This window comes from Sphingobacterium tenebrionis (assembly GCF_037126265.1).
Classification (GTDB): Bacteria; Bacteroidota; Bacteroidia; order Sphingobacteriales; family Sphingobacteriaceae; genus Sphingobacterium; species Sphingobacterium tenebrionis.
This window is the reverse complement of sequence record NZ_JAYLLN010000031.1, coordinates 34,224-51,240: the sequence shown is the minus strand read 5'-3', so window position 1 is coordinate 51,240 and position 17,017 is coordinate 34,224. Positions and strand designations below refer to the sequence as shown.

Here is a 17,017-nt window from a genome sequence, read left to right as displayed (position 1 = left end):
CCAATGACGATTAAAAATCTTACTCCCTCTCTCGCTGTATCCTAAATGAAATACAAAATTATATTCTGTTTCTTTAATTCCTATAACTTCCCTACAAACTTACGATGACGACTAAAATCACTCGCAATGACGCGTACTTCTCCCCTCTTCTACTTCAAAGTTTCACTTAACCAGCCAAAAAACTCACGTTGCCATACCTGCGCATTCTGCCCAGACAACACCCAATGGTTTTCCTCCGGTAAATACACAAACCTACTCTTAATCCCCTTCAACTGCGCTGCTTGGAAAGCTTCCTGTCCCTGCCCGATCGGCACTCTAAAATCCTTACCCCCCTGGAAAATCAAAATCGGTGTATCCCATTTATTCACATGCCTCATCGGGTTATAATCCGTATACGTTTTTGCATTTGCCTTATCCCAATAGGGTCCTCCCAAATCATGGTTCGCAAAGAACAACTCCTCTGTCGTCCCATACCAAGACTCCATATCAAACAACCCACAATGCGAAATAAAGGACTTAAACCTTCCTTCATGCACACCTGCCAACATAAACACCGAATAACCACCATAACTAGCGCCAATAGCACCTAAACGATCCTTATCCACATATTTCTCTTTCGAAAGGTCATCAATAGCCGATAGGTAATCCCGAATAGCCTGTCCACCCCAATCCTTAGAAATATCCTCATTCCATTTCACGCCCCAGCCTGGCATTCCCCTACGGTTTGGTGCTATCACAATATAACCCTGAGAAGCCAATAATTGGAAGTTCCACCGGAAAGAATACGATTGTGTAGTCGCAGATTGAGGTCCGCCCTGACAAAACAACAAGGTTGGGTATTTCTTGTTCGGGTCGAAATCCGGTGGATAGATCACCCAAGAGAATAGATCCTTTCCATCGCTCGCCTTTGTAACCCTACTTTCCACCTTCGTTGCCGCCATTTTGCTATAATCTGCATCATTCACGGTCGTGATCTGTCTCAATTCCTTGCCTTTGAACGGGAAGAAAAACACCTCCGTTGCACGGGTCATTTTGGTAGATGTCAATACCAGACCATCCTTGGTCTCTCCTACTATGCCTGTAATATCAAAATCACCTTTCGTGATCTGGTTGATCTTTGGCTGCATTTTATTCCATACCCCTTTTTCCACGCCCAATTCAAATACCTGAACAGTACCACCCACAGGTGCGGTAAAGAATATTTTCTTACCATCTTTGCTCCATGTAAAGGAATTCACCGTTCCATCCCAATGGGCCGTCAGGTTTACCTTACGGTTGGAACCAGGTTCCAGGATATAGATATCGTTTTTATCCGCTTCATAGCCATCAGTCTTCATACTCAACCAGGAGAACACGCTACCATCTGGATTGAATTCAGGATGGGTATCATAGCCTAACATGCCTTCGGTCCAATTTTTGGTTGTTCCGCTAGCCAGGTCATATTGATAGATATCCGTATTGGTACTCTGGGCATAATCGGTTCCGAATTTCTTCTTGCACACATAAAAAACAGATTTGCTATCCGGAGCCCAAGCGAAATCTTCAGCACCACCAAATGGCATCTGTGGCGAATAGAAAGCTTCCCCCTCCATGATATCCTTGGCTTCCCCAATCTGTCCATTATCATAGCTGGCTACAAAGGGATGCTTGAAACGGCCATCCATCCAACTGTCCCAATGCCTGTAATCCAAATTATCGTAGATATATACATCTGATTTTGGCAGGTCCTTATATTTATCCACGGAATGGTAAGGTTTGATCAAGACCGCTTTGCTGAACATGATCTTCTTCCCATCTGGAGAGAGCTTCACATTTTCAAGACCACCTTCTATATTCGTAAGCTGTTTCGCTTCTGAACCATCGATATTCTTTTTCCAGATCTGCCCTTTAAATGTGTACAGCACATCCCCAGTATCTTCCACTTTCAGAACGGATTCTGATCCAGCTTCAGAAGTGAACTGCTTGGCGACACCTCCATTTACCGGAATGGTATAAAGGTTCTTCTCGGATTTATTTTCATCAAATTGGTAGTTCGAAACTGAATAAACCAATGTCTTTCCATCTTTTGAAAGGCCTTCTGCAGCCACCCTACCTAATTCCCAAAGTTTTTTGGGCGATAAGGGTTCCAATCCTGGGGTATACATTGTTTTTACAGCAAGTTTCTGCCTATCCATCTTATCTGGAAGATCCTTGGTTCGTTGTGCCATAGCCATATTACTGATTAATAAGCATGCGCCAATAATGGTTATCTTTCGCATAGTGATTTCATTTTGCCTGCCAATTTACTAAAGTTGGCAGGCAAAGCGAAATATTAACCATTAAATCAACGCCTATGGCTGAACCATAAGCACCAGATACTGCTCAGGTACATCCTGATCGATTCTTTGCCTAATCTTATCATTTTCTTTCAAATTGGTACCAATCAATCTTGGTTGACAAACGCATAAGAACAGCCAAAATAAGGAAGATACCTACTGTTCCAACGATTAACGAGTAATCCTGCAGCTGTAAAAGCACAAAGATAAATAGGTAGAAAATCGACAGGATGCCCCCAAACAGCAGTGCTGATTTGGTATTCTTGGTAATAGCTTTGATAAAGCTTGCAATCAGCAACATGGTCGCCAAGGAAGCTATTAAATAGGCTATATTAAATCCTAAGTGTTCGGAGATGGCCAATAATAAACCATAGAAAAGCACCATGGCAAATCCGATCAGGATATATTGGATGAGATGCACCCGCTGTTTCTTGATCACTTCCATGAAAACCAAGGAAACAAAAGTCAATGCGATCACCAAAACACCATATTTAGCCACCCGATCGGTCTTTTTATAATTGTTTACCGATGGTAGGAAATTGATCTGTACCATATCCAGATCACTTGAAATCTCCAGGTTGGAACCTGCAGCATGGGCAGCTTCTGCAGCTGCAACTACTGCCGATTCGGCCATGTAGGATCCCGGTGGGTAGGCGGCTGTATGATCTTCCGTATTGAGGTCCAAACCTGAAAAATGGTAGATGGTAAAGGGTTCTCCCAGCCATTGTGCAGGTAATTTCCGGTTGAATGCCGGGATATCCCAACTAGCCGTGAAACTGTCTTTCACCTCCCTTACATTGGGAAGGTAACTGCCGTTGAAACTTGGATTTGCCCATTTACCAGCTGCTTTGATCTGTGTCTGTTTGGCAAGCGGCAGGAAATTCAAGGATTTTGATCCTCGAAGATCCAATTGGAAACTGAATTTTTGTTTGGCAGCCTCCGCATTCTCCAAGGGAAGATCTATCTGAAGATTGCCATTGAACAATTTTAGATCCAGGTTGTTCTTGAACATTTCCTTGGATTCATTCCCCCAGGTCATTACCGGATTTTTGGATAAGCCTTTAAAATCTTCGATTCCGACCAATAATTTTGTTTCTTTCCATTTCAATAAATTGGGGTCGATTTTTAAGGTGGTCAGATCAAAGCCCGCAAAGTCGCCATTGACCTTTACTTGGGTAGTATAGACAACGGTTTCATAGATCCCTCTTTTTCTGGATTCGGGTTCTACCTGTGCTTGGATGTTTACCTGATTGGGCATTAAGAAGGCATAGTTGGTGACGTTATTGTAAACCGTTCTTTTTGTGCCGTCGGATGTTGTTTCCACTGTTTCATTTGTAATATCGTATGGTACAGCTAGGATAGGTCCCGAAATGACCTGTTCCTGCCCCCATTTCATGGCTATCTCCTGGGAAACCACTGCTTCCCGCCCTTTTCTTTCCTGGATCAATTCATTGATCATATTTAAAGGGATGAGCATGATGAGGGTTAGAAAAAAGATGATGAATATTTTGAGAATTACGGATTGCGTAATTCGATCAAATAGCGAAGGCGTTGGTGTTGGCCTGTTTTCTGGGTTGATATTTGAACTTTCCATGCGTTTATTTTTTAGTTGTTGTGTTTTATTAATTGATGTGTTTTATTAGTTGTTTGTTTTTTTATTTCCCCCGTCATTGCGAGGCACGAAGCAATCTTTCCCCGTCATTGCGAGGAACGAAGCAATCTTTGGCCTTTGTCATCCTGAGCGCAGTCGAAGGATCTATACAGTTACCTACGAACAGATGGTTCGACTCCGCTCACCATGACATGCGGGAGGATTGCTTCCTCGTACCTCCTCGCAATGACGGACCGATAACCTATCAAATTAAAATGCAGCATCTCCTTAAACTCCACATCATAGAACCTTCCATAAAACTTGCCCTTCTGATACGATTCCCTGTAATACCTAAAATGCTCCGGGAAAACAAATGTTCCCACAAATAGCATCCCCAACAGGTACAAACTCACCTTTCCATTGCCGAACAATAAATATTGCATGGCAATCTCATCCTGAATATCTATTCCCGTACCGGTCAGCACATGAAAAACATCATGGTTCTCCAAGGTAGGCATCACATCAAATCCCTTCTCCTGATAGAATACTCCCAATTGATACCCAATAGAACCCTCAGGATAATTCAAAAACTCTTCTTTCTTAATCCCCCATGGCGTTTTATTGGCTTTAAAGATCTGGGCATAAATCCTCGATGAATGCGTGTACAGCCAAAGCATAAATTTTAAGCGAAGTCCTCTCATTTTATTTCAATATTTTAAAAAGTACTTTGTATTTCAAAGTTGTTCTACAAAAAAAATTATTTATACTGTTGTTTTATCAAATTCTCCAAGGCCATCAAGTGATTTTCAAAGGCTTTCGCTCCTTTATCTGTCTTACTATACCGCGTATTCGGCTTACGGTCAACAAAAGTTTTGGTCACCGTAATATAGGCCTCCTTCTCCAGACTCTTCAGATTCGAAGCCAGATTCCCATCTGTCACATCAAGCAATTCTTTCAAGGAGTTAAAATCATAGGAATCGTTGGCCATCAGAATACTCATGATCTGAAGCCTAATCCTATTTTCTAAAACCTTATCATATAGCGTTAAATCTAAACTCACTTTTCGTATTTCTTATGAACGATCAATCCATAGATGATGTGCAACACACCAAATCCCAAAGACCAGAACCAGATACCATAACCCGGAAATGCCAGCGCCAATAGCCCCAAAATGATTTCCAGGATCCCCAGTACACGCACCTCCCTAAAGGTAAAAACGGATGCCGCGGCCAAAGATAGTCCATAAAAAATCAACAAACTAGAAGCGACCAAAGAAAATACGCCTTTACTTATCAAGATCAAGGTAAATAAGCCTCCAGCTATCAAGGGGATCGCCATAGCTTTCAAAAGCGCCTTGCTCGTCGGGTTCCAAATGGTCTGTCCCGCTTTCTTTGCCTTTGCCTTCGCCATGCTCAGTCCCAGGATAATGGAAAGTAAGAGTACGCCAAATGCAATCAAGATCAGTTTCCACAATACATCCTCTTCCAGGACATAATTATCGCGATATCCAAATTGGGAGATCGTGCCATAAACCGTAAAGTAGGCCAAAGTTGCCCCTAGTAAAGCGATACAACCGATCAACACACCGGAGAGCCCACTGATGGACATGAACTTCGATGATTTTTCCATCATCGAACGGATCTGACCTATTTCTTTTATTAAATCTTGCTGGTTCATAAAAGTACTTTGTGTTTCAAAGTAAGGTAATATAATCGAATCTTTCAAATATTATTTTCATATTTTTTCAGGAATATAAATTTTCGTGCTCACAAACAACCACTTACAGTAAATAGTTAAAAAAAGGCAAAAAAAGACTTGACATATATTGGATAGGTTTCTATCTTTGTGGCTCAATAAAATCCTAACTGCGGAAGTGGCGTAATTGGTAGCCGCACCAGACTTAGGATCTGGCGCCGCAAGGCGTGGGGGTTCGAGTCCCTTCTTCCGCACTTGATATCCTCCTGAAAATAACCATCAGGAGGATTTTTTTTTAAATTGCGAAAAGCTAAAGAACGAATATGAATATTTCACATCAGAAAATTGATGACATCAACGCTAACATCCAAGTGGAAATAGCTCCTGAGGATTACAACCCGCAAGTTGATAAAGCAATCAAGGATCAAGCAAAAAAGGCTAAATTACCTGGATTCCGCCCAGGAATGGTACCTACTGGTCACATCAGACGTATGTATGGTAAATCAATTTTGTTCGACGAAATCAATAAAATCATCAACGATAAAATTGCTGAGTATATTGGCGAACAAAAATTAGAAGTTCTTGGTCAACCTCTTCCTACAGATGAGGATAAAGATGCTTCTTACAATTGGGATTTCAAGGATACGTTCAATTTCAAATACGAAATTGGTTTAGCTCCAGAATTTGAAACTCCATTCTCCGCAGAAACTGAATTCACTGAATACGATATCAAAGCAGACGAAGCTACTTTAACAGAACGTATCAAAAACCTACGTCGTAGCTACGGTAAAATGACCAATCCTGAAGTATCTGAAGAAGGTGACGTATTATACGCTACCTTGAAACAAGATAAAGAAGATGGTATCGAAAAAACAACTTCTGTACGTACGGACATCATCGAAGACGCTAAAATCAAAAAATCATTGGTTGGTTTGAAAAAAGATGACAGCGTAAAGATCGATGTGAAGAAAGCGTTCAAAGTAGCTGATTTAGCACGTATCTTAGGTGTTACCGAAGAGGAGGCAGAAAACTTGGACGAAACAAAATTCGAGTTGACCGTTAAGAACATCAACCGTTTGGAAGAGTCTGATCTGAACCAAGAGTTCTTCGATAAATTGTTCCCTGCTGGTGAAGTAACCACCGAAGAGCAATTCAACGAGAAAGTTAAAGAAGAGGTAGAAAACCTTTTCAAACAAAACTCGGCACAACGTCTTCGCAACGATCTATACACATTCGGAATGGAGAAAGTTGATGCTAAATTCCCTGAGGAGTTCTTGAAAAAATGGTTACAAGCTACTAACCCTAACTTGAAACCAGAAGAAATCGAAGAAGGATTCGCTGATTTCTTGAGCAACTTGAAATGGACGATCATCGAGAACCGCATCGTTACAGCAAACAACCTAGAAGTGAAATACGACGAAGTGGTTGATTTAGCAAAAGAACGTATCTATGCACAGATCAAGATGTACAACATCAATGAAGAGCCTACTGATGAGCAATTGCAACAATTTGCTATGCAATTATTAGCAGACAGAGAACAAGCAAACCGTTTGTTCGAAGAGGTAAAAGCATTGAAAGTGTTCGATCAGTTGAAAAACACCATCAAAATCAAATCTAAAAAGATTGATTTCGATAAATTCGAAGCATTAGAAAGCAAATAAGCTTTACGAATTAGTTATAAAATAGAAATAGGGCTGTATCATTCATTTGGTACAGCTCTTTTTTTGTATTTTTATTTAGCAAGATTGTTTTTCTTTCGAGAACATATATTATCCATTTTCTCCAGGTGACTTCCCACCTACTGCTTCAAAATAGGTTTGATTTTGGGCAGGAATCAGGGTTAAAGTAGGCTTAAAGCAGGGTTAAAGTATAAGGAAACTATATCAAGCATACATTTTACATACTTTTACATTAGTTTCAGTATGGTTTTACACCGAAGGTAACCTGTCTTCTAAAAGAAAATATTATAGCCGATGGAAAGCTTGCCGTAAGGATATTCCCTGTTGAAATCGGGATACTGCTGATCCCGGAAATGCCCCTGAAGGTTAAAATAACCCGAACTTAGGTTGATGGACCAACGTTTATATAACCGTAGGCTGCCTTCCACATTCAAGCCATGGAGCACATAATAAGAGTCTGTTCCGGAGATGGTAAAGAACACCCCACCGTTATAATCTGCACTCAGCAGAAAGGTGTTCAACAGCATCAGTTCGCCCTTGAAACGATAAGAAGCCCCCGGACCGTAATTGTAGTTCCGGCTGGCACCATAAAGCAGGTAAGGATCCGGCACTGCGGCTAGCACCACTGCCCCTGCCCCCACACTCAGATTCAACCGGTTTCCTTTCTTATATCGGAATTCGGATAGCCAATTGTAGTTCAGACTTTGCGCCCCGTAGAAAAAGGCATCGTTATTATAAAAATCATAATGCGCGTTCAATGTGCCGTAATGGTTTCCACGTTGGGATTTGAAAAATTTGGCTCCGTACAATAAAGCATGAACATTCACGGCATTGATAAAGGAACTATCCCCATTTCCCAACTCCAGGTTTACGCTGAACTGGTCAAATGGTCTTTTGTAATTATGATCACCGTTGCTGTATTTAAACCGTAGCCTCCCATAAAAAGCATTCTTGCCCTTGCTCAGGAAATCCCCGTCTTTGGCATCAAAACGACGGATCCCGGCGTCGACTTCGGCAGATATGATGGAGGAATCCACCACGAAATAATCATCCACCTTCTTTCCCCATTTACCATCCAACCACCTGTTCAAACCGCTGACCGGGTTGACCAAAGTCGCCACGATTTCATTGCCTATACGATTATGCCCATTTCTACTTCTTGCCAGAATGTTTCTGGAAACCCGATGCATCATTTCCCCGAGGAGAATCCCACCAAAGGTAGTGTTCACCAGGTCGTTGATGGATGGATGTTGGGTCTCCCCTGCAGTTTCCCAGATGTAGGATCCCGCAACAGTGGCCAAACTGGATTGGTAAAAGTTATAGCCGTTGCTCCTAAACGCATTGAAATAGATCTGCCCATGAAAGGGGTGATCGATCTGGTTGGTGGTGAATTGGTTATCATCCCAGTCCCAGGCACTTAAGCGTTGATGATCCAGGAAGTTCTGAAAGCTGATATAGGAATACGGATCTTTGGTAATGAAACGGTTGAAGGAGGCTGGAAAAGCCTGTGCCAGGAACCACTCCGTACCTGCCCGCCAGAATTTCTTTTCCCGAACGGGGTTCAGGGGTGTTTTTATGCTGTCTTTCCAATTGACGATCGGTTTAAGATCGATCGTTAGGGAATCTTTATGAATCTTTAAGGAATCGGATCTGAGGGAATCTAATTGTGCATTTGCCTGACCAATAGAAAGGAAAAGAAAGCTTATTACGAGGAAGATGAAATTCTTTGTCTGCAAGGGAATTGAATTATATGCCGACAAAATTAGGCTTTACTTTTGGAAACAGAAAAACCTTGTTCTGATACTTAGGTTAAAACTGTTTGCGGTTTTAAGGGTTTTAATTATATTTAGTTGATAATCAAAAACAAAGCGTTATGAAAAGAATCTATGCAATTATGATGATCCTGTTGTTTTCTGTGACAGCTTTTGCACAGGGAGAGATACAAATGAATGGGGCATTTCATCGGAAGGATGGAAATGTTAACCACCTTTGGCTTTTGAGTGATGGATATTCTTCGTATATCACATATGAGGATAATAAGTATTTGGGGACTTGGGGCGGTCCATTTACCATGAAAGCAGATGGGATTGAAGTGAAGGTGGAATATAATGATCTGAAGCCGGAGGAGATTGGGACGGTTAAAAAGACAAATGCCGTATGGAAGCCGAAGTTTTTGGAAATGGGATCGGTGAAGATGGATAGGATGAATTTAGGGAAACAAGACCTGGATGGATTATGGCGGATTACTGGTAGGAAGCAGGGCGATAAGGTTTCGGAAATTCCGGTTGGGGATAGGAAGACGATCAAGATCTTGGTGGATGGTTATTTTCAATGGATAGCGATTAATCCAGCGGAGAAAGGTTTTTATGGTACTGGTGGTGGAAAGTATGTGTTTAAGGATGGGAAATATACGGAGGAGATTTTGTTTTTTTCCAGGGATAATTCAAGGGTTGGCGCGAAGTTGGGTTTTGATGGGAAAGTGGAAGGAAATAACTGGAACCATAGTGGGCTGAGTTCGAAAGGGGATCCGATTTTTGAGGTTTGGAGTAGGGATAAGACGCAGTATGGGATAGAATTGAGGAAGTAAAGGGGTTAGCGGCCGAAAGGCCGTTGGCATGGAGCGGTAGCACGAAAGGCCGTTAAGCAAGCCCCCCGCGTCATTGCGAGGAGGCACGACGAAGCAATCTTTCGAGTCGTGTCATCCTGAGCAGCGTCGAAGGATCTGTACAGGTACCAAATGTAGATCCTTCGACTTCGCTCAGGATGACATGGGTTGAAAGATTGCTTCGTTCCTCGCAATGACGTAGGCCTCGCAATGACGCATGGCTCAATGACGCATGGGCCAACGACGTAGGTCTCGCAATGACGTTTTTACCCGAACAAATCCGAGCTCAAATACCTATCCCCTCTATCACAAACAATAAAAACAATTACCCCTTCCTCAATCTCATTCGCTACCTTCAATGCAGCATGAAAAGCTCCACCGGAGCTCATACCCGCAAATACCCCTTCTTTCCTTGCCAGTTCCCTGGCCTTCTGCGTAGCATCCTCCTGCGAAATATCAATCACCCTATCCACCCTACTCGCGTCAAAAATCTTCGGCAGATAAGCCTCTGGCCAACGCCTGATCCCAGGAATACTAGCCTCTTCCGTAGGCTGACAACCCACAATCTGCACCTCCGGATTCTTCTCTTTCAAAAACATCGAACAACCCATGATAGTCCCCGTTGTTCCCATTGCACTCACAAAATGGGTAATCCCCCCATTGGTATCCCGCCAGATCTCCGGCCCAGTTGTCTTAATATGCGCTTCATAATTATCCGGATTAGCGAACTGGTTCAAAATCACATACTCCCCTGTTGCCGCCTTTTCTTCCGCATAATCCCTACAGATCTCCATCGTCTCCAGCAAAGTCACCTTTGCACCAAATGCTTCCATGGTCAAGGTTCTTTCCCTGGTCGATGTCGAAGGCATCACCAGTTCCATCTCCAGTCCATACATACTCGCAATCATCGCCAAGGCAATACCGGTATTTCCGCTGGTGGCCTCGATCAATTTACTATCCTTTGTAATGGTTCCCCGCTCCAGGCCAGAACGGATCATGTTCAATGCCGCGCGATCCTTCACCGATCCACCGGGATTATTCCCTTCCAGTTTAGCAAAGATCTTTACTTTTGGGTTGTCATGGAATCTCGTGATCTCCACTAATGGCGTATTTCCTATCGTCTCTATTATTCCTGCCATGCTATTTACGTTTAGTATTATTTGATGGGTTTACTGTCTATAAATTTTGAATTTGCCTGATGATATACTGTGGTATACGGATCAATACTTGCTGTGAGCCATACATTACCACCGATGACCGAGTGATGCCCAACAACGGTCTCACCACCTAGAATGGTCGCTCCTGCATAGATGATCACATGATCTTCAATGATCGGATGCCTTTGTGTATTGGCCAGGTTCTTCTCCACACTCAAGGCACCAAGGGTAACCCCTTGATATAACTTGACGTGCTTACCAATAACCGTGGTCTCCCCAATAACGATTCCCGTTCCATGATCGATATGCAGGTACTCATCTATTTTAGCCCCAGGATGGATATCAATCCCAGTTTTGGAATGGGCATGTTCCGTCAGGATCCTTGGGATCAAAGGGATCTCCTGTTTATGGAGTTCATGTGCCAAACGGTAGATCGCAATAGCAAAAAACCCGGGATACGTACGGATTACCTCATTCAGGCTTTTGGCAGCCGGGTCGCCGTCCATGATCGATTGTGCATCGGTCAGCATGGTTTCATACACATGCGGCAATTGCTCAAAAAACTCTTGGGAAATCCTTTTGATATCGCAGGTTCCACAAGCCTTCGTCTTCAACAGGAGTTCATAAAGATCGAGTTCAGACTGTTTGAATGCTTCTTCTACATCTTTTACGGCCGAAAAGTTGCTGGAACTACGTTCGGGGAACAACAGATGCAGCAGTGCAATGGCCCATTGGCCTATTCTTTTGTTACTTGGCATATCCTGAACAGCTTGCTGTTTTTGAAAGATATGTTGGTAAAATTCTTGCATAAAAAAAATTGGGTTTAGGAGTAAACAAGTTTTTCCATCAGTTCCTGATGGGTTTCTGCGGCATCGAGACAAAAACCGGGATGCACAGCAGAACATTGGATGAGGGTACTACGTTTAGCCGTTATCCAGCGGAATCTTTCCGTCTGATCCAACATCGCCAAGGCTCCCCCCTCCTTATTTCCTTTACAGATATGCTGTATACTTTTTAGATGGGCATAGATTTGTTCAAAATCTATTTCTTTGTGCAATAGCCTACATCGTTCTTCATCGATATGGAACAACAATTCGGCATATTTCTGCTTTCGACAGTACAACAGCACACCGATATTGACGAACTCTTCACGTTCTACTCGAGGTACCAAACGTACCACGGCATATTCATATAAGGTCCTATCTTGCATGCTGGATCTGGTTTACGAAGACAGCGGAAGCCGCTGCTCTCCGGGTTAAAAACTCCACATAGACCTCTCGAACATCATCAGCGGACAGTCCTCGAACCTCGTCGATCAACCATTCATCAGGAATGGCATCCAAAATAGGTTGTATATTTTCTCTGGTAAAAAGTGATGTATAGTTTGCATCCACCTGATCCACCTCCGAAGCATAGTTGAGGAGAACATGATCTTTGATCTGTACAAAAGGTTTTTCGATATGATCTTCCCAGTTATCCCAGCTGTGATGGAAATACAGGGCAGCCCCATGGTCTATCAGCCATAGCTCCTGATGCCAGACCAGCATGTTGGTATTCTTGACTGTACGGTCTACGTTCATTAATAAGGCATCCAACCAGACTATCTTGGAAGCTTCTTCGGCACTGATCTGATCCGCATTGGCATCAAAGGTAATGGCGCCATTCAGGAAGCTCACGCCAAGGTTCTTTCCTACCGAAAATTTCAAAAGGTCCTGGATCTCTTCATCCGGCTCCGTTCTTCCAAAGCCTTCATCCAAACAGGCATACACCATTTCAGGCACGCGAAGACCCAGGAACCTCGCCAATTCGCCTCCGATAAATTCGGCCACTAAGGCTTTTTTTCCCTGTCCCGCGCCACGAAACTTGATCACATAACTGAATCCATCATCGGCATCCACCAACCCCGGCAAGGATCCACCTTCCCTAAAAGGCTGAATGTATCGGATGATATTGACCTCCCGTATCTCTGGTTTTTTCATATTAAGCGGATGTTTCATATCCCAAAGGTAAGGGATTTAGTATATTCTAACTATATTTGTGAAATTGAGCTATCAATAATTTTTATGAACACCACAACGGAATACAATCATATTATCCATCACTGTCAGGAATTATTTTTAAAAAAAACCAAGGATTATGGTACTGCCTGGCGTATCATGCGTCCTTCATCCATAACCGATCAGATCTTTATCAAAGCCCAACGCATCCGTACCTTGGAGGTGAAAAAAGTTTCCAAAGTTGGTGAAGGGATCATCGATGAATACATCGGGATCGTGAATTATTGTCTTATTGCCTTAATGCAGTTGGAACTGACCGATGAAGACCCGATGGAGCTTCCGGTGGAGGAAGTTGCCAGCAAGTACCAGGAGAAAGTGACGGAAACCAGGGACCTGATGCTGGCGAAGAACCATGATTATGGAGAAGCTTGGCGTGATATGCGGGTTTCGTCCTTGACCGACCTGATTCTGATGAAATTACAACGTGTCAAACAGATCGAAGACAACAATGGACAGACCCTTGTTTCGGAAGGCTTGGCAGCCAATTATCAAGATATGTTAAACTACGCCGTATTCGCTTTAATCAAACTCGGATTGGCCAAATAACGATTTCAAATGACTTTTACACAGCCCTACACGCAGAGCAAACATGCAAAACCAAATATCCTGTTATGGATTTCCCGCATCATTGTGGGTTTATTGTTTATTTTCTCCGGCTTGATCAAGGCCAATGACCCGATGGGTTTCGGGTATAAATTGCAGGAATATTTCCATGTGTTCAACATGAGTTTCCTCAATGATTACAGTTCCTGGATCGCTATTTTCCTATGTGCACTGGAAATCATCCTGGGTGGTCTGTTATTGATCGGTGTAGCCGGACGGAAAGTGGCTTGGGGATTGCTCCTACTGATTATTTTCTTCACATTCCTGACTTTTTATTCCGCCTATTCCGGTGCTGTAAAATCCTGTGGCTGTTTTGGTGATGCGATTCCATTGACGCCGTGGCAATCTTTCTATAAAGACCTGGTGCTTTTGGCCCTGATCATCATCATCTTTATTTATAGAGGGCAGATCAAGCCAACGATCAAAAGTTTATTTACAAGGAACCTATTGACGCTTTTCATCATCATCGTTTCTTTTGGAATAGGGATTTTTACCTTGTACTATTTGCCGTTTGTGGATTTTCTTCCTTACAAAGAAGGGAATAACATCCCAGAGCAGATGAAGATTCCTGAAGGTGCTGAACCGGATGTGTATGAGCATATCTATGAGATGAAAAACAAGACAACCAATGAAACCAAAAAGGTAAACGATAAGGATTATATTGCTCAGAAAATGTGGGAGGATAAAAACTGGGAAATCGTTGGGGATCCAAAAACTACCTTGATCAAAAAAGGGTATGAGGTAAAAATTCCAGACTTGATCATCTCGGATATGGATGGCAATGACCTGACGGAAGAGATCATCAACAATCCTTATTACAATTTTATTGTTACCAGTACGAACGTTTCTAAAATGTCTCCTATAGACCTGAAAGCGTTGGATAAGATCAATAATACCATTCGTGATCTTTCGGAAGATTATAATATCCGCGCGATCTTGGCTACGGCATCATCCACCGATGAGGTCAATTACCTGAACGATCAAATGGATCTTGTTTTGGAGACCTTCTATGTGGATGCTGTTCCATTGAAAAGTATGGTTCGCTCCAATCCTGGGGTGATGTTGATGCTGAACGGTACGGTGATCAAAAAATGGTCGTCCATCAATTTCCCGAGCAAGGAAGAGATCATCAAAAACTATTTAGATAAAGCCGAATAATGAATAAACCAGTTTATCTTATTGGCTTTATGGGTAGTGGGAAAACCACTTGGGGGAAGAAACTGGCGAAAGCATTGGATGTTCCCTTTATCGATCTAGACCATGAACTGGTGGAAAAAATAGGGATGTCCATTCCTGAATATTTCAGCCTGCATGGGGAGGCTAAGTTTCGTTTATTGGAACAGGAAACCCTGCATGCCAGCCAAAACCGGGAAGGGATTATCTCGACAGGCGGCGGAACCCCCTGCTATTTCGACAATATGGATTGGCTGTTGGATAATGGGACTGTATTGTACTTAAAGCACAGCCCAAAATCCTTATGGAGTAGGCTGAGCAAATCGGATGTCCATAAACGTCCGGCATTAAAGGGGCTTCAAGGGGAAGACCTCTTACATTTTATCGAAGAAAAATTGGAAGAACGGGAACCGTTCTATAACCGCGCACATATACAGGTGGATCAGATCAATACCTCCTTGGAGGATCTGGTAGCCTTGGTAAAAAATTATGATCACCAATGAATCCTAAGAAATTAATATTTAAAGGGCTATTTGCCGTTTTGTTTATCGGGTTAACGATTGGCTGTTTTCGTGGCGAAAGACCTGTAATGACAGATGAAACGCCTAAGGTTCATAATTGGTTCAATATAAACACGGTGGATGAGCTGTATGAATTTCTTACCTACGAGGAAGGTTCTATTCCATTGGTGAGTGCCCATCGCGGTGGTCCTCATGATGGCTATCCTGAAAATTGCCTGACCACCATCGGAAAGGTTGCAGGTGAAATGCCCGCCATTATGGAAATCGATATCGCCATGACCAAGGATTCTGTACTGGTACTGATGCATGATGAGACGTTGAACAGAACCAGTACCGGGAAAGGAAAAGTGTCTAACAAAACCTTTGCGCAATTGCAGGAGCTGAAACTGAAGGACAATGATGGTCAGGTCACGGACTACGTGATCCCTACCTTAAAGGATATTCTCTATTGGGGAAAGGGAAAGGTATTGTTCACCTTGGACATCAAAAAATCTGTTCCCTATGAAAAGGTGTTGGAAGTGGTCCGGGAGGCTAAAGCGGAAGCGAGTTCCATCATCATTACCTATTCGGCCAATCAGGCTTCGGCCGTGAATAAATTGGCACCTGACTTGATGATCTCTGCCACGATCAAGAACCAGGATGACCTTACCAGACTGAGCGATTTGGGGATTCCGGACAACCGTTTGATCGCTTTTGTAGGAACTTCTGAACCTGATTCTGCCTTGTACAGCCTGCTGCGCCAGCACGGCATCAAATCGATTTTGGGCACCATGGGCAACTTGGATAAGGCTGCGGATAAATCGGGTTTCCAACGGTATGCGGAATTGGTGGAGAGAGGTGCGGATGTGTTATCGACCGACCGTCCTTTCGAAGCTTGGAAGGCCCTGGATTTCTACATCAAAAAAAGAAGCTTAACCTCTACATATATTAACTGGTAATTTACTGGCAAGGATAAAATCCAAACATTTTGATTCATGGCTTGTTTTATAAGTACAAATTAAAACATATAACATCATGAAAAAATCATTACTTACCCTTGCTGTTGCATTAGGTATGTTCGGCATATCCAATGCACAAATCAACACTACCCCTCAAGCTTCTGCTGATGTGGGTATGAAGCCTATCAAAGAAGGCAATTGGATGGTAGGTGGATCGATTGGTAATATTGGTTATGCCTTTGAGTCCAATACGTTCAACTTTGCCTTGATGCCTAGAGCCGGATATTTTATTTCTGATGGTATAGCCATTGGTGCGCAGGCTAATCTAAACTTAAAAGCTGTTAAGGATTTGGATAATGAATGGGGATATGGTATTTCACCATTTATCCGTTATTATTTCCCAGGAGGTGCTAGTGCGACCGGTCGTTTCTTTGGACAAGGTGATATTGGTATTGCGGGAAGTTCTGCAGGTAGTGGAGTTGGGTTGAATGTAGGTGCGAATGTGGGTTATGCGCATTTTATTACACAGACAGTGGCGTTGGAAGGAACTTTTGGATATAATTATTCCAAAGCGAATATTAATACAGGCGATAAGGCCAGTGGTATTGGATTTGGTTTGGGATTCCAGATTTATCTTCCTGGAAGAAGATAGAACGTCATTGCGAGGAACTTTGCGTCATTGC

The 17,017-nt window shown here is 42.8% G+C and carries 17 protein-coding genes and 1 tRNA gene; 8 read left to right on the top strand and 10 right to left on the bottom strand.

The features are described from left to right. Positions 1 to 149: 149 nt before the first annotated feature. The 5 genes from VJ786_RS12390 to VJ786_RS12370 all read right to left on the bottom strand — a co-directional run bounded on the left by VJ786_RS12390 (position 150) and on the right by VJ786_RS12370 (position 5,583). Positions 150 to 2,258, bottom strand: coding sequence for a S9 family peptidase (locus tag VJ786_RS12390; protein WP_134777049.1), 2,109 nt, complete (start codon positions 2,256 to 2,258; stop codon positions 150 to 152). A 139-nt stretch (positions 2,259 to 2,397) separates the two neighbouring features. After that, positions 2,398 to 3,909 (bottom strand): cell envelope integrity protein CreD, encoded by a 1,512-nt coding sequence (gene creD / locus VJ786_RS12385; RefSeq protein WP_134777050.1) that lies wholly within the window; start codon positions 3,907 to 3,909, stop codon positions 2,398 to 2,400. 170 nt (positions 3,910 to 4,079) lie between these two features. Continuing rightward, a complete protein-coding gene (locus tag VJ786_RS12380) occupies positions 4,080 to 4,583 on the bottom strand; it encodes a hypothetical protein (RefSeq protein WP_134777051.1) in 504 nt (167 codons plus the stop codon). Between the two features lie 80 nt (positions 4,584 to 4,663). Beyond that, positions 4,664 to 4,966, bottom strand: coding sequence for a winged helix-turn-helix domain-containing protein (locus tag VJ786_RS12375; protein ID WP_099366874.1), 303 nt, complete (start codon positions 4,964 to 4,966; stop codon positions 4,664 to 4,666). Continuing rightward, positions 4,963 to 5,583 (bottom strand): hypothetical protein, encoded by a 621-nt coding sequence (locus VJ786_RS12370; protein WP_099366873.1) that lies wholly within the window; start codon positions 5,581 to 5,583, stop codon positions 4,963 to 4,965. Before VJ786_RS12370 ends, VJ786_RS12375 begins: the two co-directional genes overlap by 4 nt. 190 nt (positions 5,584 to 5,773) lie before the next feature. Between VJ786_RS12370 and VJ786_RS12365 the strand changes: the two genes are divergently transcribed. Further along, positions 5,774 to 5,855: transfer RNA gene (locus VJ786_RS12365), tRNA-Leu, on the top strand. Positions 5,856 to 5,924: 69 nt separating this feature from the next. Further along, positions 5,925 to 7,262: a trigger factor gene (locus VJ786_RS12360; protein WP_134777052.1), complete on the top strand. Its 1,338-nt coding sequence runs from the start codon at positions 5,925 to 5,927 to the stop codon at positions 7,260 to 7,262. Between the two features lie 290 nt (positions 7,263 to 7,552). Here the strand turns inward: VJ786_RS12360 and VJ786_RS12355 are convergent, their stop codons facing one another. Then, complete coding sequence (locus VJ786_RS12355; protein WP_336557793.1) at positions 7,553 to 9,040, bottom strand: DUF3943 domain-containing protein; 1,488 nt, start codon at positions 9,038 to 9,040, stop codon at positions 7,553 to 7,555. A gap of 113 nt (positions 9,041 to 9,153) precedes the next feature. On the opposite strand from VJ786_RS12355, the gene VJ786_RS12350 reads away from it, so the two are divergent. After that, on the top strand, positions 9,154 to 9,867 hold the full coding sequence (locus tag VJ786_RS12350) for a hypothetical protein (protein ID WP_134777053.1): 714 nt from the start codon (positions 9,154 to 9,156) through the stop codon (positions 9,865 to 9,867). A 284-nt stretch (positions 9,868 to 10,151) separates the two neighbouring features. Here the strand turns inward: VJ786_RS12350 and cysM are convergent, their stop codons facing one another. Genes cysM through VJ786_RS12330 form a run of 4 tightly spaced genes read right to left on the bottom strand, consistent with a single transcriptional unit; the run spans position 10,152 to position 13,021 of the window. Next, positions 10,152 to 11,024, bottom strand: coding sequence for a cysteine synthase CysM (cysM, locus tag VJ786_RS12345; protein WP_134777054.1), 873 nt, complete (start codon positions 11,022 to 11,024; stop codon positions 10,152 to 10,154). 17 nt (positions 11,025 to 11,041) lie between these two features. Further along, a complete protein-coding gene (locus tag VJ786_RS12340) occupies positions 11,042 to 11,851 on the bottom strand; it encodes a serine O-acetyltransferase (protein ID WP_134777055.1) in 810 nt (269 codons plus the stop codon). 14 nt (positions 11,852 to 11,865) lie between these two features. Then, positions 11,866 to 12,252, bottom strand: coding sequence for a DUF3037 domain-containing protein (locus VJ786_RS12335; protein WP_336557792.1), 387 nt, complete (start codon positions 12,250 to 12,252; stop codon positions 11,866 to 11,868). Next, positions 12,242 to 13,021, bottom strand: a complete 780-nt coding sequence (locus tag VJ786_RS12330) for a HipA family kinase (RefSeq protein WP_209023134.1) — start codon at positions 13,019 to 13,021, stop codon at positions 12,242 to 12,244. Before VJ786_RS12330 ends, VJ786_RS12335 begins: the two co-directional genes overlap by 11 nt. A gap of 84 nt (positions 13,022 to 13,105) precedes the next feature. Here VJ786_RS12330 and VJ786_RS12325 point away from each other — a divergent pair, with 84 nt between their 5' ends. From VJ786_RS12325 to VJ786_RS12305, 5 genes are all read left to right on the top strand, one after another. Next, on the top strand, positions 13,106 to 13,645 hold the full coding sequence (locus tag VJ786_RS12325) for a DUF1599 domain-containing protein (protein ID WP_134777058.1): 540 nt from the start codon (positions 13,106 to 13,108) through the stop codon (positions 13,643 to 13,645). A gap of 9 nt (positions 13,646 to 13,654) precedes the next feature. After that, positions 13,655 to 14,860, top strand: coding sequence for a BT_3928 family protein (locus tag VJ786_RS12320; protein ID WP_134777059.1), 1,206 nt, complete (start codon positions 13,655 to 13,657; stop codon positions 14,858 to 14,860). Next, complete coding sequence (locus tag VJ786_RS12315; RefSeq protein WP_134777060.1) at positions 14,860 to 15,378, top strand: shikimate kinase; 519 nt, start codon at positions 14,860 to 14,862, stop codon at positions 15,376 to 15,378. The genes VJ786_RS12320 and VJ786_RS12315 overlap by 1 nt, the downstream gene beginning before the upstream one ends. Continuing rightward, entirely contained in the window at positions 15,375 to 16,334 is a 960-nt protein-coding gene (locus VJ786_RS12310) for a glycerophosphodiester phosphodiesterase family protein (RefSeq protein ID WP_134777061.1), read from the top strand. Before VJ786_RS12315 ends, VJ786_RS12310 begins: the two co-directional genes overlap by 4 nt. A 76-nt stretch (positions 16,335 to 16,410) precedes the next feature. Beyond that, positions 16,411 to 16,986, top strand: coding sequence for a hypothetical protein (locus VJ786_RS12305; protein WP_134777062.1), 576 nt, complete (start codon positions 16,411 to 16,413; stop codon positions 16,984 to 16,986). Positions 16,987 to 17,017: the final 31 nt, after the last annotated feature.